The organism is Pseudobutyrivibrio ruminis CF1b (assembly GCF_000424005.1).
GTDB classification, from domain to species: domain Bacteria; phylum Bacillota; class Clostridia; order Lachnospirales; family Lachnospiraceae; genus Pseudobutyrivibrio; species Pseudobutyrivibrio ruminis_C.
This window is the reverse complement of the sequence record NZ_AUJB01000010.1, coordinates 110,912-135,590: the sequence shown is the minus strand read 5'-3', so window position 1 is coordinate 135,590 and position 24,679 is coordinate 110,912. Positions and strand designations below refer to the sequence as shown.

Annotated in this window: 18 protein-coding genes and 1 pseudogene; all 19 read right to left on the bottom strand. The window is 41.3% G+C overall.

Annotated features, from left to right (window positions below; all coding sequences use genetic code 11):
- Position 1: 1 nt before the first annotated feature.
- The gene (uvrB, locus tag G592_RS0109225; RefSeq protein ID WP_028247574.1) at positions 2-1,981 is read right to left on the bottom strand and encodes an excinuclease ABC subunit UvrB; all 1,980 of its coding nucleotides are present in this window, start codon (positions 1,979-1,981) and stop codon (positions 2-4) included.
- A gap of 90 nt (positions 1,982-2,071) precedes the next feature.
- Complete coding sequence (locus tag G592_RS0109220) at positions 2,072-3,538, bottom strand: methyl-accepting chemotaxis protein (protein ID WP_028247573.1); 1,467 nt, start codon at positions 3,536-3,538, stop codon at positions 2,072-2,074.
- Between the two features lie 89 nt (positions 3,539-3,627).
- Positions 3,628-4,365, bottom strand: a complete 738-nt coding sequence (locus G592_RS16125; RefSeq protein WP_051194847.1) for an alpha/beta hydrolase — start codon at positions 4,363-4,365, stop codon at positions 3,628-3,630.
- A 4-nt stretch (positions 4,366-4,369) separates the two neighbouring features.
- Positions 4,370-5,035, bottom strand: a pseudogene (gene larB / locus G592_RS0109210) (nickel pincer cofactor biosynthesis protein LarB); the annotation flags it as partial.
- A 127-nt stretch (positions 5,036-5,162) separates the two neighbouring features.
- Positions 5,163-5,423, bottom strand: coding sequence for a DUF1292 domain-containing protein (locus tag G592_RS0109205; RefSeq protein ID WP_028247571.1), 261 nt, complete (start codon positions 5,421-5,423; stop codon positions 5,163-5,165).
- A gap of 183 nt (positions 5,424-5,606) precedes the next feature.
- A complete protein-coding gene (locus G592_RS0109200) occupies positions 5,607-6,449 on the bottom strand; it encodes a sugar ABC transporter permease (RefSeq protein ID WP_028247570.1) in 843 nt (280 codons plus the stop codon).
- Positions 6,449-7,861 carry a carbohydrate ABC transporter permease gene (locus G592_RS0109195; RefSeq protein WP_028247569.1) on the bottom strand — a complete coding sequence of 471 codons (1,413 nt, stop codon included), beginning with the start codon at positions 7,859-7,861 and terminating at the stop codon, positions 6,449-6,451. Before G592_RS0109195 ends, G592_RS0109200 begins: the two co-directional genes overlap by 1 nt.
- 79 nt (positions 7,862-7,940) lie before the next feature.
- Positions 7,941-9,224, bottom strand: coding sequence for an extracellular solute-binding protein (locus G592_RS0109190; RefSeq protein ID WP_028247568.1), 1,284 nt, complete (start codon positions 9,222-9,224; stop codon positions 7,941-7,943).
- A 153-nt stretch (positions 9,225-9,377) separates the two neighbouring features.
- Positions 9,378-10,367, bottom strand: a complete 990-nt coding sequence (locus G592_RS16120; RefSeq protein ID WP_051194846.1) for a LacI family DNA-binding transcriptional regulator — start codon at positions 10,365-10,367, stop codon at positions 9,378-9,380.
- 127 nt (positions 10,368-10,494) lie between these two features.
- Entirely contained in the window at positions 10,495-11,934 is a 1,440-nt protein-coding gene (locus G592_RS0109180; protein WP_028247567.1) for a cache domain-containing protein, read from the bottom strand.
- A 120-nt stretch (positions 11,935-12,054) separates the two neighbouring features.
- A complete protein-coding gene (locus G592_RS16115) occupies positions 12,055-12,744 on the bottom strand; it encodes a class I SAM-dependent methyltransferase (protein WP_242830160.1) in 690 nt (229 codons plus the stop codon).
- Between the two features lie 2 nt (positions 12,745-12,746).
- Positions 12,747-14,249, bottom strand: coding sequence for a nicotinate phosphoribosyltransferase (locus tag G592_RS0109170; protein WP_028247566.1), 1,503 nt, complete (start codon positions 14,247-14,249; stop codon positions 12,747-12,749).
- Positions 14,250-14,271: 22 nt separating this feature from the next.
- Positions 14,272-15,411, bottom strand: coding sequence for a cation diffusion facilitator family transporter (locus tag G592_RS0109165; RefSeq protein WP_081660368.1), 1,140 nt, complete (start codon positions 15,409-15,411; stop codon positions 14,272-14,274).
- 81 nt (positions 15,412-15,492) lie between these two features.
- Positions 15,493-17,196, bottom strand: a complete 1,704-nt coding sequence (ptsP, locus tag G592_RS0109160) for a phosphoenolpyruvate--protein phosphotransferase (RefSeq protein ID WP_028247564.1) — start codon at positions 17,194-17,196, stop codon at positions 15,493-15,495.
- Between the two features lie 36 nt (positions 17,197-17,232).
- Positions 17,233-17,496 carry an HPr family phosphocarrier protein gene (locus tag G592_RS0109155; RefSeq protein ID WP_028247563.1) on the bottom strand — a complete coding sequence of 88 codons (264 nt, stop codon included), beginning with the start codon at positions 17,494-17,496 and terminating at the stop codon, positions 17,233-17,235.
- Positions 17,497-17,700: 204 nt separating this feature from the next.
- Positions 17,701-19,602 carry a PTS fructose transporter subunit IIABC gene (locus G592_RS0109150; protein WP_028247562.1) on the bottom strand — a complete coding sequence of 634 codons (1,902 nt, stop codon included), beginning with the start codon at positions 19,600-19,602 and terminating at the stop codon, positions 17,701-17,703.
- Between the two features lie 44 nt (positions 19,603-19,646).
- Positions 19,647-20,555, bottom strand: coding sequence for a 1-phosphofructokinase (gene pfkB, locus G592_RS0109145; RefSeq protein ID WP_028247561.1), 909 nt, complete (start codon positions 20,553-20,555; stop codon positions 19,647-19,649).
- Positions 20,556-20,579: 24 nt separating this feature from the next.
- On the bottom strand, positions 20,580-21,332 hold the full coding sequence (locus G592_RS0109140; protein WP_028247560.1) for a DeoR/GlpR family DNA-binding transcription regulator: 753 nt from the start codon (positions 21,330-21,332) through the stop codon (positions 20,580-20,582).
- A 157-nt stretch (positions 21,333-21,489) separates the two neighbouring features.
- Complete coding sequence (locus tag G592_RS17050) at positions 21,490-24,537, bottom strand: EAL domain-containing protein (RefSeq protein WP_051194845.1); 3,048 nt, start codon at positions 24,535-24,537, stop codon at positions 21,490-21,492.
- Between the last annotated feature and the right edge of the window lie 142 nt (positions 24,538-24,679).

The following is a 24,679-nucleotide window of genomic DNA, read 5'->3' as shown; positions in this document are numbered from 1 at the left end:
TTTATAACTCCAATAACATGTTCTTTAACTCTACCATCTTGTCACGATACTCAGCCGCAGCCTCGAAGTTCAGCTCTGCTGCAGCTTTCTGCATCTTCTTCTGGATGTCTGCAATAAGCTTCTCAAGCTCCTGCTTATCCATCTCTTCTGGTTCCTTCTTAAACTGCATTTCCTTCTTGGCAATATCCTTGGAAATGGAGATAAGCTCGCGGACAGATTTCTGGATAGTGGTAGGCGTGATTCCATTGGCCTCGTTGTATGCCTTTTGAATCTCGCGACGACGCTCCGTCTCAGAGATAGCCTTTTCCATTGATTCTGTCATGGTGTCGGCATACATGATAACGTGACCTTCTGAGTTTCTGGCAGCACGACCGATGGTCTGAATAAGGGAACGCTCACTACGAAGGAAGCCTTCCTTATCTGCATCCAAAATAGCCACCAGTGTAATCTCTGGGATATCCAGACCTTCTCGAAGAAGATTGATTCCAACAAGTACATCAAACACGTCCAGTCGCAGGTCACGGATGATTTCCGCACGCTCCATAGTGTCGATGTCGGAATGCATGTATTTAACCCTGACACCAAGCTCTGCAAGGTAATCCGTAAGGTCTTCGGCCATGCGCTTGGTAAGGGTGGTAATCATTACTTTATTTTTCTTAGCTGTCTCTTTCTTAATCTCGTTGAACAGGTCGTCAATCTGTCCCTCAACCGGGCGAACTTCCACCTCTGGATCCAAAAGTCCTGTTGGACGAATAACCTGCTCGGTACGAAGCATCTCGTGCTCCTCTTCGTAGTCGCCAGGTGTGGCCGACACGAACATAATCTGGTCTATCTTTGACTCGAATTCACCAAAGTTCAGTGGCCTGTTATCAAGTGCTGATGGAAGTCTGAAACCATACTCAACAAGGGTACGCTTTCTGGCCTGGTCTCCCGCGAACATACCACGAACCTGTGGCAATGTAATATGGCTCTCATCCACGATAATAAGGAAATCATCACCGAAGTAATCGATAAGACACTTAGGTGGCTCCCCAGGCTGCTGATTGGTCATATGACGGCTGTAATTCTCGATGCCAGAACAGAAGCCTGTCTCACGAAGCATCTCTATATCAAAGTTAGTACGCTCACCAATTCGCTGAGCCTCGATTAACTTATCCTCTGATTTGAAATATTTGATTCTCTCATCCAGCTCTGCCTCAATGCTGGCGCAGGCTGAATTAATCTTGTCCTGAGGGATAACATAGTGACTGGCTGGGAAAATAGCCACATGCTCCAGCTCTCGCTTCACCTGACCTGTCATGATTTCTGTTTCGCATATACGGTCTATCTCATCACCGAAGAACTCAATACGGATACCATAGTCGCTGGTGTTGGCTGGAATAACCTCAAGAGTATCTCCACGAACACGGAAGGTACCACGGGCAAAATCCATATCATTTCTCATATACTGGATATTAATAAGCTCATGGATAACATCATCCCTGTCCTTCATATCTCCCGGACGTAAGCTAACCATCATGTTCTGGAAATCATCTGGCTCACCAATACCGTAGATACAAGAAACCGATGACACGATAATAACGTCTCGGCGCTCAGACAAAGATGCTGTAGCAGACAGACGCAATTTATCTATCTCATCATTAATAGAAGAATCCTTTGCGATGTAGGTATCAGTGCTAGGCACGTAGGCCTCAGGCTGATAGTAATCGTAGTAGGATACAAAATATTCAACTGCATTCTCTGGGAAAAATTCCTTGAACTCGGAATAAAGCTGGCCTGCCAGTGTCTTATTGTGAGCAATAATCAAGGTAGGCTTATTCAGCTGTTCTATAACATTGGCCATGGTGAAAGTCTTTCCAGAACCAGTGACGCCTAAAAGTGTCTCCATCTGATTTCCCTCTTTGAAACCACGGACCAAATCTTCTATAGCCTGAGGCTGATCGCCTGTAGGCTTAAACTGTGAATGTAATTTAAAGTCCATATTCTCACCTAAAAAAAGCTGCATTAAATGGGATAGTCCCATTATAACACAGCTTTAATATAAATCAAACATCTGTTTGCTTTGACACAATTAATTGTTTGCGCGGCTGATTTCCAAAATCGCATGAAGAATATCTTCTGTATTCTTCATATCATTCTCGCAATCCTCGCTAATTGTGATGCTGGACTCTGCTGATGCAGCAACCTCTTCTGATGTAGCAGAAAGATTACTGATTGCATCCATAACCTTTGTATTTGCATCTACGCAGGAATCAACATCCTCAGAAATAACTGTGGCACGTCTTGTTAAATCAGTTACCTTCTCAAGAATCTCCTTGAACTTATCTCCAGTCTCCACAATCATCTCACCCTGCTGATTTGCAGAATCTACGGAACGCTGCATATTGTCAGATGCGATAGTTACCTTCTTTATAAGCTCATCGATAGTGTTTGCAATTTCCTCTGCAGATTCCTTTGTATGTTCTGAAAGAGCTCTAATCTCATCAGCAACTACTGCGAATCCCTTTCCTGCCTCACCGGCACGGGCTGCCTCGATAGAAGCGTTAAGAGCAAGCAAATTTGTCTGTCCACTGATATCGAGAATCGTACTTACGATATCCTTTACTGTATCTGCTGACTGCTGCAAATCTGCTGTCATTGTAGCTGTCTCTGCATTGATAGCAGACGATTCCTCCGACTTCTTTCTAAGCTCCTGTACAAGGGAATTACCATCGCTGATATTTTCTGTAACCTCATCAGCATTTCGTCTCATTGCCCGGGACTGATGAGCTATATTTTCAAGAGACTCTGTGATATTTGCATTCATCTCCGTCTGTGTCTGTACAGCCTCTGCTGTCAATGTAACAGACTCCGAAATCTGCTGAGCACTTTCAGCAGAAGACTGAACTTTTGATGCCAATCCTTCCATTGCCTCATTGGCATCCTCAAGCTTTGATGCAATCTGCTCACCAATCTCCTTCATTACTCTTGCATTTTCTTCCTGCAGTCTGGCTCCCTCCTCAATCTCTTCTACCGACTCCGCATTATGTCTGCTGTTAAGTAGAACATAGAATACTGACATAAGTGCAATAAGAAGCGAGAATACAGTATCTGTATAAACGGCATATTGTCTGTCAGCAACCTCTACCGAATATTTAAAGAACAGTGGTATATAAATAACATTAATACCTACAACTGAAACTGCAGTTACCAGCGTCAACTTATTATCAGCAAACAGTAACACCAAAACCAAAATACCTGGTCCAAAGGCCCAGATATAAGTGATGTGAACACTACCAAGCATTACTACAAGATAACTGCCCAAAAGCGCCATCATCATTAAATATTTTCCGCGATTTCTCTTACTATAACGTAAGTAACTATAAACAAAAAAACCTGCAATCAATATTTGGCACACTAACATCACCGTCGTGGTAAGAAACCCAACTCTGGCGGCACGATAAACTATTGTGGACAATAGTTCAAAGCCCATAATGATACTACCAAACTTGAATGCAAGTTTATTTCTTTCGTATACGTGTCTATCCTTAAGTTCCATATTGCCTCCTATCACAAAACAATATGCTCCCACTTAAAGAATATAAAGAAAATTTCAATTGTACAATTGCTTTCACAAAAATTTCGTGATTATTCCATAAATTCTACTAGTTTTTCTACGGTTATCGCTGTCTGCTCCTCCACAGTGATAGATGGTTTACCATCACCCTGCTGTGGGCCATAGTCGCCAAAGTATGCATGACATCCACCCTTGATAATCACTTCTTCATAGTCTTTAGGAAGATTTTCAAGACTACTATTGTATCTTTCCGGATTGAGTACCTCGTCCTGATCACCTCTCATTAGAAGTACTTTGATGTCTTTATCTGAAATATCATCTGTGGCATAAGAAGCCAGGAAAACTAATCCCTCATATTCATCTGTATGTCTGGCTCCGTACATAGATGCCATAGCACCACCAAGGCTATGACCACCAAGATACCATTTTTCAATTTCTGGGTACTGTTCTATAATTCCTCTGGCACCATTTGCATCTAAAAGCGCCATATAATGTGGCATCCTTACCACAATACATTTAATACCATGCTCTGCCAGCTGTTCCATCAACGGCGCATAGGCATCTGGTTCTACCAATGCACCTGGGTAAAAAATAAATCCAATTTTTGCATTTTCAGGTGTAAACTCAATAGTCTTTGTTTTATCAATTATGGTAACTCCAGGTGCCGGATTTACAATATAGCTACGAGCGTTATCTGTTGCTTCATATACTGTCTGGAGAACCAGGGTAGTTTTGACAATTAAAACCGCCCATATCAAGAGAACGATAATCGCTTTTCGTATTTTGTGCTTATTAAAAAACTTGTTCATTAAACTATCTTTCCGCCAATCTATTAATCTGTGTAGCTATGTATCCCGCTCCATAGCCATTATCTATATTTACCACTGAAATCCCGTTTGCACAAGAATTAATCATAGTAAGTAAAGCTGAAAGACCTCCCAAATTCGCCCCATAACCAACGCTTGTAGGGACTGCAATAACTGGAACTCTGACAAGTCCACCTACAACTGAAGCAAGTGCACCTTCCATTCCTGCAACTGCCACAACACAGTTAGCCTGATTCAATGCATCTGTATTTGCCAATAGACGATGAATACCGCTAACGCCCACATCAAACACTCTTGTAACTTTGCTACCAAAATATTCTGCAGTCTGGGCAGCCTCCTCCGCCACCGGAATGTCTGCAGTACCCGCTGTCACAACAGCGATATTTCCAATCAGCTCCTGACTCCGTCCATCCTTAGGTGCTACTTTAAGAATTCTGCTGATTTTGTCATATGACGCATCTGGCAATATCGTATTTACGATATTATACTGATGCTCAGTAGCTCTGGTTCCAAAGACCTGACCGTCTCTGTCGTACATTTTCTTATATATATCCACCAGAAATTCATCAGGCTTTCCCTCGCAAAAAATAACCTCCGGAAATCCTGTACGGTTCTGACGATCAAAATCTAAATTCGCGTGTTCCATAGCTTCATTCCCTCACTTTTTCTCAGTATACCATAAAACGGGAAGACGCACCCATTATAATTGCACTTTGTGCAAAGTGGGGTGCGTCGTGGATAATCAAAAAGACCAGCTTTCTAGCTGGTCTTTTTAATGATCATATCATTTCCATATAAGCTTCAGCAACTCTGTTGTAGTCAACCTGGTTTGTGATTTTCTCTACCTTAAAATCTTCTTCACCAACCTTAACTCGATAAATGAAACAGCCTTCATCACTAACTGTGTCACCATCAACCAGTGCAGCTGCGACATAACCTTTGTTCTCAAACTCAAACTGGTCAATGACTGCCATTTCCACTTCATTGCCATCCTTGGTCTTCACCACAAAAGTAATATACTCTCTAAATTCATTGTTCATTGCGGGTGCCCTCCTTAAGTTTCAGGATTGTAAATCCCCCCGTTTTATGGACATTATATTACATTATAATTGTGTAAAGAGTAAGCAAAAAATATGAAATATTATAGAAATGCGCCCTCAGGTGGGGCGCATTTCACATTTTTTCCAAAGTATGTGCACAATTTAAATAATTTAGGGTAATTTCTAGCCCTTAACAGCACCGCCAGTAACACCTTCTACGTAGAACTTCTGCATGATGATGAAGAGGATAGAGATTGGCACCGCAATCATCAAACCACCGCAACAGAAATATGCGAAGTACTGGTTAACAAGAGCACGCTGTAATAAGTTGAACAGTCCGAGAGCCATTGTCCAGTCCGATGCATTCTTTGACTTAATCATAAGACGAACCATTACGAAGTCCATCCAAGGATTAAGGAAGGAGTTGATAACTGTATAAACAATCATTGGCTTTGAAAGTGGCACTACAATCTTTGCGAAGATTGTTGCCTCTGATGCGCCCTCAAGCTTTGCTGCTTCGTGAAGTGAAGTAGGAATTGTATCAAAGAATCCCTTCAAAATCAGGTAACCAAGACCTGATGCACCTGAATAAAGGATAATAAGTCCTACTACACTATCAGTAAGTCCAAGCATCTTCAAAATGAAGTACATAGCAATCATTGAAAGTACGCCTGGGAACATTCCAAGGATGAGTGAAAAGCTCATAAGCTTCTTTCTACCCTTGAATTCAATAAATGAAAATGCGTAAGCTGTCATGATTACAAATATTGAAGAAACAAGACAGCTAAAGACACCGATAATCATTGAATTCTTAAACCATGCAGGGAAATTTGCTGCTGCATCTGGCTCAAAGAAAAGCTGATGATAGTTTGCAAGTGTCCAATGTGCCGGGAAGAAGTGATTTGTATTAATTCCCTTTTCCACACCAAATGTTGTTACTACCAACCAAAAAACTGGTATCAACCAAATAAATGCAAGTACTGCAAGAACAATATGTCTTCCGACTATTTTCCATGTTTTTTTCATTATCTGTATACCCCCTCTTTATCTCCACCTATCATTCTTGAGAAAGTAAGAAGTGAAAGGGCCGCACAAACTACGAATGTTACAATACCAATTACTGATGCCATCTTGAAGTTACTGTACTCATTTGTAAGTCTGAATAACCAGGTGATAAGCAAGTCAACCTCGTTGGCATGTGAATTAGCCATAGCCATATTTGTTGTCTGGTAATTGTATGTAAGTAAGTAAATAACATTAAAGTTATTAATATTACCGATAACTGACTGAATAAGTGATGGGCCTGTAATAAACATTACATAAGGCATTGTTATCTTCCAGAAAATCTGGAACTTGTTTGCACCATCAATCTTTGCAGATTCAATCTGGTCTGATGGAATATTCATAAGAATACCTGTAGCAACAAGCATCTGATAAGGAATACCTACCCATATATTTACAAGAATAATTGTTATGTGTGCCCAACCTGGACGTGATAAAAATGGGATGCATGCATCGCCTGCATTAAGCAATCCAATATTCTTGAAGAAATCAAGTATTCCTACATTTGAACAAAACGTATTTACGATACCATTATCACCAAACATCTTACTGATAAGAAGAAGTGTAACGAACTGTGGAATACCGATTGTGATTACAAAAAGTGTTCTCCACATTCCCTTGAATTTAGTGTCCTCATGGTTGATAAACTGAGCAAGAAGAATACCGCCAAGGAAGGTTGTTGCTGTTGCAAGAACAGCCCAAATCAATGTCCAAATTAATACTCTTACAAAAGCGTAACCAAATGTGATTGTCTGGCTTGTTGTAAAAAGATTTACGAAGTTTTTAATACCCACCCATGTAAACAGATATGTTGGTGGCTGATGATTTTCATCATAATTCGTAAATGCGATACATACCATGAATAAGATAGGTATGATGTTGATAAGAATTACGCCTAAGCTTGGAAGAGTAAGGAGTGTGATATGGAATCGTTCATTTTTAAATGAAACAATGTCATCTAAAAATGTATTTAGCTTTTCACCGTTCTCCTGCATCTTCTGAATGCGATAGGTTGCCTTTATATTTCCAATATATAATGCGATAAATGCAATAATTACAAGGATTCCAATGATTCCATAAAGAAGAATCAAAAGCGAATTATCGTAATTATTTACAGTTTTTTTCATAGTTACAATATCAAAAATCTCTTCTCTCTGAACCGTTCCAAGAGTATTGAGCTTTGACATATAAGGTGCGAATACACCAAAGATTGATGCTAACACTCCAACCTGAAGTAATGTCATTAAAATACCGCGCATAATCTGCTTTCTTCCAAAGTAGCCTGCGCCCATGATTATAAGAGATAATTTTACCCAGATGTCACCGTGAGCGACAGCATGACCAAAGTCTTTAAAATACTTAGCAATTTTTTTCATAGGCTCTTCCTTAAAAAAGGCTCATGATATTCTCATGAGCCTTATGAATTTATTTATTTGGGGTTTAAACTGCTACAAATTATTCAACAGGCTGTGTAATACCTGCTACAGCATCATCAAGTACCTGCTGGCTTACCTTGCCCTCAAGGATGTTCTTTCCAAGTGACTCTGCTGGTGTCCAGTAGTTGCCACCAACTCTCTGAAGCTCTGCGAACTCAGACTGAGCTGCAAGTGCCTCAAGTGCTGGAGAAGAAGCCTTTGCAAGTGCCTCTGTGTTTGAAGGGCCCTCACCTGTTGCTTCGTAAACAGCTTCCTGAGATGTTGCGTTTGTAAGGTACTCAGCAAGAAGCATTGACCAACCTGTGTTCTCTGCGTATGCGTTAACACCTACGAACTTGTATCCTGAGTAAGAAGCCATCTGCTTAGCTTCGCCATTTACTTCGAATGTAGGAAGCTTTGTAGCTGCATAGCCATCACCATAAGCCTCTGAGAATGCGTTTACATTCCATGTACCAGATACATAAGCTACAACCTTGCCATCGTTAAGGTTTGCAAGAAGGTCATCGTTTCCGTAGCTCTTGTATGCCTTAGAAGAAGCGATTTTCTGAAGTGCCTCTGCTGCTGCAAGACCTGTCTCATTGTTCCAATCACAGTTGTTTGACTGATCTTCGTTCTCTGTAAGGTTGCAACCAGCGCCCTTGAAAAATCCATATAAGTACCAGCCGTTTGCTGTCTCACAACCAACTTCCTTGCCAAGCTCCTCAGCCTTAGCTGTAAGTGCCTCCCAAGAAGCTACGTCCTCATCAGATAACTGATTCTTATCGTAATATAAGAAATATCCGTTAGAAGCTGTGAATGGATAGCCATACTGCTTTCCATCATACTTACCAGCGTCAACTGTTGCTGGTGTATCAGTTTCATTCATATCATATGTGTACTGAGCTGCAACTTCGTTAAGTGCGCCAGCCTTTACAAGTGCCTCGAGCTGATCATCAGGGAATACGAATACGTCAGCTGCTGCCTCAACGTCCTCAAGTACTCTATCCTTCATATCTGCCTCTGAAACGGCACCAAGTGTGATATTGAAATCTACGTCTGGATACTGTGCTGCGAAATCATCACAGAGCTTCTTCATAACTGTCTGATATTCTTCTGTCTCTGAGCACCAAAGGTCAATATTTACTGTTCCCTCTGTTGCTGCAATAAGGTTTGCAATTGCATCATCTGTAGATGCCTCTGCTGTTTCCTCTGTAGCCTCTGTTGAATCTGCTGCTGGTGTTTCCTCAGCTGCTGCACCACATCCTACGAATGCAGAAACTGCCATTGTAGAAACAAGAAGTGCTGAAACTAACTTTTTCTTCATGATTATTCCTCCATTTTTTACATGTTATTTATACTCCCAGGTTGTCACTTCTGTGCAACCGGTTGTTCTACATACATAATCCTATCCTTTGTAGCGTTTTTCGTCAACATAGCAAATTGAACGACTATTGTAGATAAATTTTATGAATTTTTACTAAGTTGTGCTGTCGCGCATCTGGATGTTAAAGTCTGTCACAACCATATTTGTGACACTTTCTCCATCTAAGTTGCGCATAAGAAGCTCTAAGCATTCAGATCCCAGTCTCTTTGCATCAAAATACAAGCTGGTAATCGAAGGCTTAGATGTGGATAGTAGATTAGAATCATAAAATGAGCAAAGCTTTACGTCCTCAGGTACTGCGATTCCATCATTGTGAAGGCAATTCAAAACAGAGTTGCAAAGCATATCATCCATACAGACAATACATTCTGCCCCTTCCGAAATTGCCTCGCGCAATACTGAGTCCATCCTTGCACTTTTATGCATGTTTAAGAAAATCAGACTTTCGTCTGCCTTAAGACCTTTGTTTTTAAAGCCCTCTCTAAAGCCCTGTAGACGGCTGTGGGTTACATTGATATTTTCACCACCGCCAATAAGAGCCATACGGGTAATCCCTTTATCTATAAGGGTTTCAATCATTCTTGCTGCTGCGCCCTGGTTGTCATGGTCCACATAGAGAACTTTGTCATCCATAGGATTTCCCACAACAATATAAGGGATATTAGAATCCTTTAAAAATGAGATAACCTTGGAATCTCTCTCGCAACGGCTGACAATAACTGCGTCAATTTTGCGGTTCTGAACAGCGTGCTTAAGTGGTGTAATTCCATCGTTATCAGCAAGCAGAATAAGGACATCATAATCGTAATCCATAGCTCTGTCGCAAACTCCTGTCATAAGAGTCTGGAAGTATGGCATCTCGCCAAGAGCTGAATCTGCAGGCACTACGAGACCTACGTTGAATGTGCGATTGGCCGCAAGAGAGCGAGCCACAGCGCTAGGTCTGTAGTTAATCTCCTTGATGTATTTATTAACTTTTTGTCTTGTTTCCTCGGAAATGCGGCCTTTACCAGAAATTGCACGGCTGACCGTGGTCTTTGAAAGACCAAGCTCCTTAGCTATTGAATCTAATGTGTATCCCATATATTTTCCACCTCAGTACAAACCCTAGCACAACCTGTTGCGCTTTGCAATCGGTTGCGCTAATTTTGTAAAAAGGGCACAAAAAGAGCCCCTGAATTTCGTCAGAGGCTCTAAATAAATTATTTAATTAAAAGTCATCACGATATTCTGGAATTCCACCAGATGAAGGTGATGTTACCTTTGGGCCACCTGGCATTGTGACGAACCTTGAAGTCTTATCCATCAGGGCATTTGCCTCTGCAGAAAGCTCCTCAAATATCATCCTCATTTCATCCATATCAGTTGTCTCATTAATACCCATAGCATAGCTTTGTAAATTGATTGCTGAGAACTGAATATCTGAAATAATATCGTTGAAGGTTTCCTTGATTGAATTAACTGACTTGGCAATCTGATTCAATTCTCCTGGGAAGTTCTCAATATCCTCCACAATAAGATTTCCATTTTCCATCTCAGAAAGCACATAAGCCTGCTTGTCAATTACCTTTGACAAAGCCGCTAACACAATAGCTAGTTCATCCTGTAAATCACCAATCTCATCATTTGCTTCAGCGAAATTTAGCTTGGTAGAGAAATCGCCTTCAACGATTTTTCGCATTGCCGGATTAATCTTACCTAGAGGCTTCAGTACTCTGCTAACTGTAACTGTAATATCACCAACTGCTAGAATTGCACACAGTATTGCCACAAACAAACTAATTCGAATTCCTCGATCCACATGCGAAAGAAAGTTAGACTCTGGATAGGCCACAGCCACTGTCCACCTGCTACCCTCAAGCGTTTGAGCTGAATATACCATTCTTTTACCTGTATAGTCAGGAGCTGTTATATATTTATCCTGCTTTGAAGTGGATAAAATATCATCCAGTTCAGGCATAACATCCACTGCTGATGTTATGTTTCCATTCTTTGGATTAAAATCGGCGTTTGGATGAGCGATTATATTATTTTTGCTATCTAAAAGGAACCCATAGGAACCATTTTCAAAATCTATCGAATTAATAAAATCCTGAACAGTTGCAATATCTGCATCAACAGCAACAACTCCAACTAGCATTGTTCCCCAATAAACAGGGGTGGCAACTGTTACCATCATAATGTCTGGTCGCGATACGCTGGAATAAGGATCTATTACTACCGTATGGCCTAGCGCTTCTGCAGTCTTATACCAAACTCGTTCTCTAGGGTCTACCCCTTCAGCAAACTGAACTCCTCTAGCCATAGTCGCATTACCCAGTCTGTCTGAGAAATATACATAATAGAGCTCAGGATGATTCAATGCCACTCTGTCTACGACGGCTCGCACGGTAACCTCATTCAAATCACCTAAAGCAGTAAGAGAACTTGCCATATCTTCTGTAACAGTAGACATGTCCCTAATCCAATTCTGCACTTCGCTAGCACTCATTTGAGTAGCAAGCTCCAGCTTCATCTCCTGCTGCTCGATAATTCGTCGAGACAAATATATAAGATTAACAATAGTCATAACCGTGATAGTTATTGCAATTGCAATTACTACATGCCTAGTTATTCTTCTTCTGACTGTTGTACGCTTATTCTTTTTCATTTTTACCCTCTTTTTAAAGACACGCACACTACTTGTGTTATATATCATTGATTTTAGTATAAAAATAAGGGTATTCCGTGAACAAAAAATGCCATTTGATGAATTATACTCAAAGGCCCTTTATCTTGCGTAAACCATGCAATCGTACCTAATAGCTTTCCCCTCTAAACTGTAGCTTGGCTTTCTGTCAGCCAGATATGGTCCCTTGAGAGGACGTTTGATTACTATTCGCTTAGGTCCAGCCATCTCAGCTGCTTCTAACAGCTCATTTTCAGTGCTACATGGACTTTCAAGCCTTTGAATCAGCTGGAATTTCTTTTTAATCAGCCCGCTCTTCTGACGTGCTGGAAACATTGGGTCAAGAAGAACAATATCCGGCGTATAATCCAGATTCTTCATGCCCTCCACACTGTCTCCACAAATAAGCTCCATGCGACCTACTGCCGCCTTTAGCTCTGGAATTTCCGCTGCTCTTTCCATGCAATCCTGCAGCAACACTGCGATTATTTCATCAAATTCATATAGACGAACCTGGAATCCAGCGGCCGCTAATATAAGGGAATCCTCTCCAAAGCCTGCCGTGGCATCCACTAGAGTCTGAGGCATCTCCTGCCCCTTTATCCTTGCAGCCTTCACAAGCATTTCTCTTTGAAGATTACTCTGTTTTAATCTAGGAAGCATTTCCCTGAAATCTGCCATTATTTGAAGCTTGCCATCAGTAAGGCAAAGCCCTTGGTCCGAAAACACAAGGGCTAAATCATGCTGCGCAAGCTTTTTATTATATTCTTTAATCTGTAAATCTGATATCAATATTATTTATCCTCTTCACGTAAGAGTTCCATCTTCATGTTGTAATATGCTGGAGTCATATCCAAATAGTGCTTATGAGGATTCTCGAAACGCTGCTCTTCAGGCCATACACTGGTCTCCAGCTGTTCCTTTACTCTAGCACGAATTATCTGAATATCCTCATCTTCAGCTACTGACTTGCCATCTCTGATAAGAGGCTTCTGAAGAAGCTCTGCTGTACAATTTTCAAATACGTGAGTGCTCTTCCATGGCTGCTCTGGATCCACGAACTTATATCCACCTGCCACAGACATATCTACCTGCTCACCCTTGATTGCAAGCATATCTGCAACAGCTCTACCGTGCTCATCCTTGATTCGATATACATCCTTGAGGCCTGGATTTGTAATCTTTTCCACTGTCTCAGAAATCTTAATCTTTGGAATAGTCTTTCCAGTCTTTGCATCAGTAACAGCACAAAGCTTGTAAACTGCACCAAATACTGGCTCTGATTTTGCTGTAATAAGGCGCTCGCCAACACCAAATGAGCTTACCTGTCCTCCCTGCTGGAGAATAGATGTGATGGTATACTCATCAAGAGAATTACTTACGATAATTTTTGCATCTGTAAATCCTGCTGCATCAAGCATCTGACGAGACTTCTTTGTAAGATAAGCCAAGTCACCTGAATCGATTCTGATTCCAAAGCTCTTTGACTGGATACCAGCATCCTTCATCTCCTGGAATACCTTTATAGCGTTTGGCACACCACACTTAAGGACATTGTAAGTATCCACAAGAAGAATACAGTTGTTAGGATAGCTCTTTGCAAAGCTTCGGAATGCCTGAAGCTCAGACTTACTATAATCATTATTATCACTTGTAAAATACATTACATAGCTGTGAGCCATTGTTCCGCCGATAGGAATATCAAAATACTGACCTGCAGAAACTGTAGCTGTACCTGCTGCGCCACCAATGTAGGCAGCTCTTGCGCCGTAGATTGCTGCGTCATTATTATGTGCACGTCTTGCACCAAAATCAGACACTGGACGGCCTGCTGCAGCTCTAACAATACGGCTGGCTTTTGTGGCAATAAGAGACTGATGATTTACCTGAGCAAGAATCTCTGTTTCCACAAGCTGTGCCTCAATAATTGGCGCTGTAACTGTGATAATAGGTTCATTAGGATACATGATAGTACCCTCTGGAAATGCATCCACATCACCTGTAAATTTGAAGTTCTTAAGGTACTCCAAAAAGTCCTCTGTAAAATGTCCCACACTTCTAAGATAAGCAATATCCTCATCTGTGAAATGCATATTTAAAAGATAATCCTTTATCTGCTGAAGACCTGCAAAGATTGCAAAACCGCCTCCATCTGGATTCTTTCTGTAAAATACATCAAAACTTACCCTTGTCTTTGGGTCGATGGTAGGATCATTGAAGTATGCGTTGGCCATTGTCAACTCATACTCATCCATCATCATGGTAAGGTTTCTTTCTTTATCCTGTGTCTGTTTCATTACTCCATTCTCCTGTCCTATCCTAATCTGCCACATCTACGTCAGCGGCAATCTGAATATCGTATTCTGGGTACTCTGCAAGCACCTCATTATGTATAATTTCAACACCTTCGGTGTGATTGATTTCAAAGCTAAGTACAACGTCAAAACGCATCTCTTTTGTCTCTGTATTAACGTAAAATCCGTGGAGCTGAAGAGCCCAGTCATGCTGCTTTACAATTTCAAGCACGCGATTTCTAATCTGAGCAGCCTCATCATTCTTTGTGTTAAATGAGTATACGCCCACGCCTGAGAGAACAACACCGGTCTCCTTGAAGACCTTTGCCTGGATACGTCTTGTAATGACATCCACCTCTTCTACTGTCATAACATCCGGAAGCTCCACATGAACAGAACCGAAAAACTTGTTAGGACCATAGTTGTTAAGAACTAAATCATAAGCTCCGCGAACCTCTGGTTCCTCACAGATAAGTCTCTTGATTCCTACTGTAAGCTCTCTGTCAGGACGACGACCAAGGATATCATCAAGTGTATCTGACATCATTTCCCAACCAGCCTTAACGATGATTAAGGAAATAATAACGCCTACGTATGCCTCTAAAGAAATACCAAAAGCAATATATACAATAGCTGAAAGCAAAACTCCTGTGGAGATGATAGCATCGAAGCTTGCATCTGCACCTGAAGCTATAAGTGCGCTTGAATTTACCTTTTCACCTGTAGATTTTACAAATCTTCCAAGGAAGAACTTTACAAAAATAGCTGCCACAAGAACTACTAAAGTGAGAGTTTCGTATTTAACCTCTGTAGGATGAACAATCTTAAGGATTGATTCATTTAAGGAAGTAAGACCTGCATAAATAATAATCGCAGCTACCAAAAGAGCACTCAAATATTCCGCGCGTCCATGTCCCATAGGATGCTCTTTGTCTGGCATCTTTCCTGCCAGCTTGGTTCCTACTATAGTAACTACAGATGACAGGGCATCTGATAAGTTGTTAACTGCATCAAGAATAATGGCAATTGAACCTGATAAAACTCCAACTAATGCCTTGAATCCCGCCAGTAAAAGATTGGCAATGATTCCAATGATACTTGTTTTTACAATGACTTGGTTTCGATTGTCTACAGCGTCCGCAACATTCATGTTAGTATTTTTCATCTTTTCACCTCGTACAATAAAAAAACCTTGAGCAATCAAATTGCTCAAGGTTTATTATACCATTTCTTGATTTAATTCACATTATTTTGCTGAAGCCTTAAGAAGAGCTACAACCTCAGCCTCTGTTGAAAGGCTAAGAGCCTTCTCAGCTAAAGCGTCTGCCTCAGCCTTAGACCACTTAGAAATAATGCTGCGGGCTGTGAGTACGAGAACTGGGTTCACTGAGTACTCATCAAGTCCGAATGACATAAGAAGTGGAATCATGAGTGGATCTGCTGCTGCCTCACCACACATACCAACTGGAATACCAGCTGCGTTACCAGCCTGAATGATGTTCTTGATTGAACGAAGAACTGCTGGCTGGAATGCTGAGTAAAGGTATGCAACGTTAGCATTTCCTCTATCAACACTCATTGTATACTGAGTCAAGTCGTTTGTACCGATTGAGAAGAAGTCTGCTTCCTTTGCAAGAAGATCTGCAATAAGAGAAGCTGCAGCTGTCTCTACCATACAACCAACTTCGATGTTCTCATCGTACTTGATACCCTCTGCCTTAAGCTCCTGCTTGCACTCTTCAACGAGAGCCTTAACAGCACGAACCTCATCAACACAAGTAACAAGTGGTACCATGATCTTAACTTTTCCATAAGCACTAGCTCTGAGGAGACCTCTAAGCTGTGTCTTGTAAATATCCTTATTAGCTAAGCAGTAACGAACTGCTCTGTATCCTAAGAATGGATTCTCCTCTTTCTCAAGACCGAGATAAGGGATATCCTTGTCACCACCAATATCAAGAGTACGGATGATAACTGTCTTTCCAGCCATAGTCTCAACGGCTTCTTTGTAAGCCTCGAACTGCTCATCCTCTGTTGGAAGATGTGGCTTGTCCATAAATAAGAACTCTGAACGGAAAAGGCCGATACCTTCGCCATCACATTCGATAGCCTTCTTAGCGTCCTTAGGTGTTCCAATGTTGCAGAAGAGCTCTACTCTGTCGCCATCAGCTGTAACTGTCTCCTTACCGAAGAAGTTCTTAAGCTCAGCCTGAGCGCGGATAAACTCCTCACGCTTGATAACGTACTTCGAAACTACGTCACCATCTGGATTAATGTATACATCACCCTCTGTACCGTCGACGATAGCAGTATCCTTGTCCTTAACAAGCTCAGTAATTCCAGGAACTGAAAGAACAGCAGGTATCTCTAAGGCTCTTGCAAGAATAGCAGAATGTGAAGTCTTACCTCCAACCTCTGTGATAATACCAACAACATTCTCTTTTACAATTTGAGATGTCATAGAAGGTGTCAGATCGTGGGCAACTAAAACTGTGCCTGGTGCAACCTTACTAATATCAACATCTTCAACCCCAAGTAAAATCTTAAGCAAGCTAATCTTAATATCAGAAATGTCTGATGCACGCTGACGCATCATATCATCTTCCATTTTAGAGAACATGCCAATGAACATGTCGCAAACAGCTGTAACTGCAGCTTCTGCACACTGACCAGCCTCAATCATCTTTGTCATCTCACCAGCCATTGTTGGATCGTTGATCATAGCTAAGTGACCTTCCATGATTTCAGCCTCTTTAGGACCGATGTTCTTTCTAATATTTTCAGCCATCTCGGCTGTCTCAGCCTTGAACTTATCGATAGCTGAGTTAAATCTTGCTTTTTCTGCATCTGTGTCATCAATGTGCTTTGACTCAAAAGATAAGTCGCGCTCTACGATGAGGCAGATACTTCCAATACCTATTCCTCTAGATGCTTCTATGCCCTTGTACATAGATGTTCCTCCCTCTAAATATGAATAGTGTAACGATTAGTCTCCTAAACCGCTCTCAACGAGCTCAACAGCCTTAGCAAGTGCTGCTTCCTCATCAGAACCATCGCAGATGATCTCGATCTCAGCACCACACTTAATGCAAGCTGCCATAAGCATCATAACGCTCTTTCCATCGTACTGCATACCATTGTAACCAATCTTAACATCTGACTCGAATGGTGTAACAGCTGCGCTGAAAACTGTAGCTGGACGCATGTGCATACCCTGCTCGTTTGTAACCTTAACTACTTTTGAAACCATAATAAAACTCCTTTCGTTTCAATAAACGTAATTATCCCTAAAAAAGTACTTATATACTTTATAGAAAAACAACCCATTTGTCTATAATTGTTTCTCTAAAAAAAATACAAGTTTTTTCAAAATTCTAACAAATATAAACAAAAATCCACTCCGAGGGGTCACCCCCTCGGAATGGTGTTTAAATATACGAAGTTAAAAATTCATTTAATCTTCTACTGTCTTCTTTAATAAGCCAAGAAGTAAGCAGCTTACTAACGAGCCGATTGCAAGGGCTACAAGGTAAAGTACAGCATGTCCAACTACTGGGAATACGAAGATTCCACCATGTGGAGCCATAAGTGTACACTTGAATGCCATTGAAAGAGCACCTGCCACGCCTGAACCAACCATAAGTGATGGGATAACGTGGAGTGGATCTGCTGCTGCATAAGGGATAGCACCCTCTGTGATGAAGCAGAAGCCCATGATAAAGTTAACAGGACCAGCCTTTCTCTCAGCAACTGTGAACTTCTTAGGGAAGATAAGTGTGGCAAGAGCGATAGCGATTGGAGGAACCATACCACCAACCATAACTGCTGCCATAATCATCCAGCCTACTTCGTTCTGCTCTGCAAGAGCAGCTGTACCGAATACATATGCTGCCTTGTTAAGTGGACCACCCATATCTGTAGCCATCATAGCACCAAGGATGATTCCAAGAGGAATAAGTGATGTTGTTCCCATTCCTGTAAGAACACCTGAAATCCATGCGTTAAGGGCACCAACGATTGGGTTGATTGCGCACATTATAATACCGATTACTGTGATACCGCAAAGTGGGTAAATAAGTACTGGCTTGATACCTTCAAGAGACTGTGGAAGTACGTCGCAAACCTTCTCGAGCCACTTCATAAAGTAACCAGCTGCAAAACCTGCTACTAATGCACCAAGGAAGGCTGATGGAATAGCTCCACCTGGGTTAGCGAAAGTGGCTCCTGTTGATGCAAGAAGACCACCTACGAAACCAACTGCAAGACCTGGTCTGTCAGCAATTGACTGAGCAATGAAACCAGCAAGGATAGGAAGCATAAATCCAAATGCTCCACCACCAATTGTCTTGAACCAAGCAGCTACAGGTGTATTAGAACCGAAGTTGCTAGGATCAATTGAATAATCATCAAGCAAGAATGCGATAGCGATAAGGATACCACCACCAATAACGAATGGAAGCATGTGAGATACACCATTCATTAAGTGCTTGTAAAGCTGACGTCCTAATGTCTCATTAGAATCATCTGCCTTCTTTGTAACAGCGCCTGTATGATGATAAACAGCTGCTGTCTCAGCCTTCTCGAAAAGCTTCTCTGGTGTGTGAATAGCATCCTTTGTAGATGCAAGCACAACCTTCTTGCCATCGAAAACGCTCATGTCGATATTTTTATCGCATGCTACGATAACTGCATCTGCCTCAGCGATTTCAGCTGCTGTAAGAGGATCCTTAGCTCCTGCAGAGCCGTCCTTCTCTACTCTGAAACCAATGCCGAGCTCCTTAGCCTTAAGCTCAAGAGCCTCTGCAGCCATAAATGTATGAGCAATACCTGTAGGGCAAGCTGTAACTGCAACAATCTTCTTGTTTCCAGAAGTAGCCTTAACGCCTGAAGCAGCGTCCTTCTCAGCTTCCTTCTTGTCAATAAGTCCAAGGAACTCATCAACTGTCTTTGCCTCTACAAGAGTCTTGCAGAATGATGCATCCATAAGCATTGTCATAAGCTTAGAAAGCACCTCGAGGTGAGTATCTGCACCACCTTCTGGAGCAGCAATCATAAATAAAAGATTGCTTGGCTTGCCATCAAGCGCCTTATAATCAACACCTGCTGGGCAAGTAATAGCTGTAACAGCTGCCTTAGCTACAGCTGCTGACTTTCCGTGAGGAACAGCAATACCATTTCCGATAGCTGTTGAACCCTTTGCCTCACGAGCAAGGATAGCTTCCTTGAACTGTGCTACGTCTTTCAAGTTACCTACAGAATCGTGAAGTGCAATAAGTTGATCAATTGCATCGTTCTGGTCTGCTAACGCAACCTGAAGCTTGATCCCTTTAGGATCGATAAACTCTGAAATTTTCATATTCCCTCCTACATTAAAACATTAATAAATTTTTATATAAACATTTATTTCAATGTTTTATACAACGCCTCAATATCAGCTGCCTTTGCGAGTCCGTCTGAGAATGCTGTTGCTGAACCTGCTGCGGTTCCCATCTTAAGTGCTGTGTCGTAGTTCTTCTCCTTCATGTAGCCTGCAACAAAGCCTGCTACCATTGAATCTCCGGCACCTACTGAATTTCTTACCTGTCCCTTTGGCACACCGATGCGGTATCTCTGGCCGTTTTCATCAACCAGCATAGCGCCATCACCTGCCATTGAAATAAGAACATTTCTAGCTCCCATTTCCTGAAGCTTTAAAGCTCCCTCGTATATCTCATCGTCTGTTGTAAGCACCTTTCCCACAATCTCACCAAGCTCGAAATTATTTGGCTTGATAAGGAATGGATGATACTTAAGAACGTTTGTCAGCAAATCTTTTGTTGCATCAACGACAAAATTGATTCCCTTTCCATCGAGGGATGAAAGGATTCTTTCATATACATCATCTGGAAGTGAATTTGGAATAGAGCCTGCAAGGATAAGTGTGTCACCCTCTACTAATTTTGAAAGCTTGTCAAAAAGTTCTTTCTGAGAAGCTTCGTCAATCTTAGGTCCCTGCGCGTTAATTTCTGTTTCCTCTGTAGCCTTGAGCTTTACATTAATTCTGGAATTGCCTTCTTTAAGCTTAATGAAATCTGTATCAATGCCCTGCTCTTTAACACCTTCCTCGATTGCACGGCCTGTGAAGCCTGCTACAAAACCAAGGGCTGTGCTCTTTACGCCAAGCTCAGCTAAAACCATGGATACATTGATACCCTTTCCGCCAAAATAATACTCCTCGCTAGCAGAACGATTTGTCATACCTGGGAGTAAATCCCCATCCATTCGTACTACATAATCGATTGCAGGGTTAAATGTAACCGTATAAACCATCTTCGTACCTCCGTATTCTATTTCCTATTCGCTACAGATTTTCACTGTAGTGTTGTTCATGTAATCCTTTGATGGAAGCTTGTCTGTGATGATGGTGCAATCACCAATCTCTGCAAATGTCACAGAATTTACTTCATCAAACTTAGTGTGATCCGCCAGGATAAATGACTTATATGCATGTCTGATGGCGGCTGTCTTAATCATTGCCTCGTCAGCATCAGGTGTAGTAAAGCCTGCGTGTACGGAAATACCATTGGTACCCATAAAGGCTTTTGTAAAATGATACTTACGAATGAACTCTGTACAATCTGGACCAACAACTGCCTCGGTGGAGGCTTTTAGTCTTCCACCAATCATAACAACCTCAAGCCCCTTTTCCATAAGGATACGTGCGTGCACAACACCATTTGTGATGTACTTTGCTTTGTGGTTATTAATGTATTCCAGCATGGCAAGTGTAGTAGTACCAGCGTCAATATAAACAAAATCATTATCCTGAATAAGGCTTGCGGCATATCGGCTGATGTTGCCTTTTTCTGTGACATTCTTCTGAGCCTTTTGCTTTACGGCATCTTCTTTGGTAATAACATCCTTCGCTGAGATTGATGTAGCACCACCAAACACCTTTATAAGCTTGCGAGAACGATTTAACTCGTTAATATCTCGTCTGATTGTGGCTGCCGATGTGTCCAAAAGCTCAACCAGCTCATTAACTGATACAGCCTTCTTTTCATTGACGATTTCGATTATTCGTGTCCTTCTCTCTTCAGTGAGCATCTGTCCACCACCCCTTTGAGCATTTCTGCTCATTTATGATTATTACAATCAAAATATAACATTACTAAATCGCGGTGGCAATCATAAACAATCATATTCAATCACAAATAATCAAATTCCGTCATAATACACATTTTTCAGGTTTTATTTTTGTACACTATTGCTCCTTTTTGTGTTGTTCCTTCTCTGCATACATCTCTTTGTCAGCAGCATCCAGACAGTCTCTCAAATTTCCATAATTTGAATAGACTGCAACACCAATTGACAACTGAACGCTAATGGAAGTGCTTGCCATCTGATTAGCTCGATTCAATTCTGCCAGGATTTCCATCTTTATACTTTCAAGCTCAGCTTCGTTTTTATGCTGGTGGAGAATAACAAACTCATCACCGCCAAATCTGAATACTACGCTGTTGTCGGATGCAACATGCTTCAGAATGTAGCTGACTTTTGTAAGTACCAAATCACCATAATCATGGCCGTACAAATCATTAATCTGCTTGAACTTGTCGATATCTACCATCAGCAGTGCAAAATCTGTTCTGTCGCTGGCATACTGATTCATGAACTTTTCAACGACTTCTGCAAATGCTCGGCGGTTGTATAATCCTGTAAGGGCATCTGTCATTGTAAGCATTTCCAACTTTTCCTGCTCTTTCAGCTCATCTGTTACATCCTTGAAATAGCCTACGAGACCAACGATTTTTCTATCAACAACGTATGGCTGCTTGCTGGCTACGATCTTTCGAACACTGCCTTTTACAATGCACTCACCTCGTACATTCTCGATGCTTCGTCCATTGTTAATAACATCCATCTCATCCTTTTTAAATGGCTCCGGATTGATATGCCAGCCCATATCTTCGTCGGTCTTTCCAAGAATCTCCTGAACAGACTGAAGACCGTAATAATCCAAAAACATCTGGTTGGCGCCAAGGAATCTTCTCTCCTTATCCTTCCAAAAAACACCTACCGGAATAAGCTGAAGAATATTTTCGAAGGTCGGGTTTAACCTTGTTGGAATCTCAGTATTTTCCGCATCTGTACTTAGACATCTTTCATGCTGGCTACTTGCCATACGTCGAGCAATCTCATTAGGAGCCTCGTTTACACAACAAAGGACACACTCATTATTCTCAAAATGCATTAGAGAGATAGTTACCATCTTCCAAACATAATTATGTTTGGAGTTGAGAATTCTGTAGAATCCCACAGCTGCTCCGCCGGGCTCTTCTGCAATACGTTGTTCAATTGTGTTCATATCAAACAGCTGTCGGAAATAAACACGGTCATCTTCATGAACAAGGTTCTCACAAATTCCTTCTATTACTTCTCGAGACTTTCCCTTTCCCTCATCAAATTCCACATGCAGTCTGCTGTCGCTAAGGTAAATGTTCTCATAAAAATCATCATGTATTCCGAACAAGTCTACACTTTCGTACAAAGAGAACATTGAATGACTGATTGCACTAATTCTGTTGTCATAATCAGAATTTCTAAAACGTGATAACAGTCTGTAGGAAACCATGTAAGCATCACGCTTGCCTTCCTTTGACTCTCCTATATGGCGAACACGCATGTTTACAATTCGTCCGTTTATTATGTAATCCATGCTCTCGGAAATATGTTCTTGTTTACTGTGGGCGCATATATCTATAAAGTGATGATACTGAAGCCAGCGGGTATGTTCCTTGTTCAGCATCAGCTCAATATCAGCTTCATCTATATAGCCAAAAAGTTTCATGATATTCATGAACTCTTCATTGAAATATTTGAAGCTCCAAATACCATCCTCATTTACCAGTACTGCAAGAGGAAGAGCGCTGTCATCATCAGGATGTTCAACATTTTGCAGTGGATTTTGCCTTAAGATATCAATCTTACCGATTTCATCGTTGAAGAGACGTTCCTCATGTGTTTCCAGAGTTCTTCCGTTCTTTTTAATACTGTCGAGACCCTCCAGATATGGCATAGGTCTGGCGATAAAATAACCCTGAATCATTTCGCAGCCGATGCTCTTCATGAAATCAAACTGCTCCTGGGTCTCTACACCCTCGATAAGCGTGTGTGAACCAAGGTTTTTAATCATTGAAACGATATGCTTGAGAATGATTTTATCGTTCTCAGATTCCTCAAATTCACTAAGGAAATCCATATCTATCTTTACAAGGTCAAACTGGTAATTCTTTAAAAGGTTAAGAGACGAATATCCACTTCCGAAATCGTCCATCCACACTTCAAAACCGTTCTCACGGAGCCTTGTAATCTGATTCATGATATGCTCTGTGTTCTCCATCAGGGCACTTTCTGTAATTTCCAGGTGGAACAGGTTCTTAGGGCACTTGTATTGGCGCACCTTCTCTTCGAAGAACTCAACAATGTCCATAACCTCAAAATCAATTCTTGAGAGATTAATAGACACAGGAACTGCAGGCATCTTTCCTTCAACCTCGTGATGATATCGGGAAAATACCTCTTCAATTACAAACATATCTATCTTTTGAATCAGTCTGTATTCCTCAAGAACAGGGATAAATTCATTAGGATATACAACACCTTTTATTGGATCCTGCCATCTTACCAGTGCCTCCCAGGCGCAGACTTCGCCTGTAAATGAGCGGACGATTGGCTGGTAATAAACCTTGATATATCTCTTTGCGATAGCCTCATCCAGTCTGTCAAGAATCGACTGTTTACGCTGGATGGTACCACCCAGCTCCTTATCGTATACACGATATCCAACATCATATTTTTTCTTGATGCTGATGCAGGCCATACGAGCCTTGTCGCAGCATTTAATTACGTCCTTTTCCTCTCCGTCGTATAGGAAAATGCCCGCTTTAAGCTCGACACTTACGCTCTTTCTTATTAATTTAATTCTGTCGCGAATAGATTTGATTGATTGAATAACCTGAATTGTGTTAACGCAAGCCACAAAATGATCCCCAGTAAAGTGGGCGAGCAACTGGCCTTCAAATTCGTCTTTGAGAATATATGCGATGGATATTAACAGTTCATCACCTATTTCATATCCATAGTTGGCATTAAAGATTTTGAAATTTTCCAGGTCAAAGAAAATGAATGCATATTCCTGACCTTCGGGGGCTGTATCTATGAGATTTTGGGCGCACTCGAAGAAGGTCTGCTTGTCCAACAAACCTGTCAGTTCATCTGTTGACATTCTGAACTCACGAAAGTCCTCCATAAATTTATCCCCTAATTGTTCCATTCTGAGTCATTTCATTCTATCACTCAATTGTGAACTTTCTATCTAATAAGTGTGTTGAGATTGGGTGCCTAAAGAATTTACTAGTTGGCTGAACAATAAGAGAGCTGCCTTACGGCCT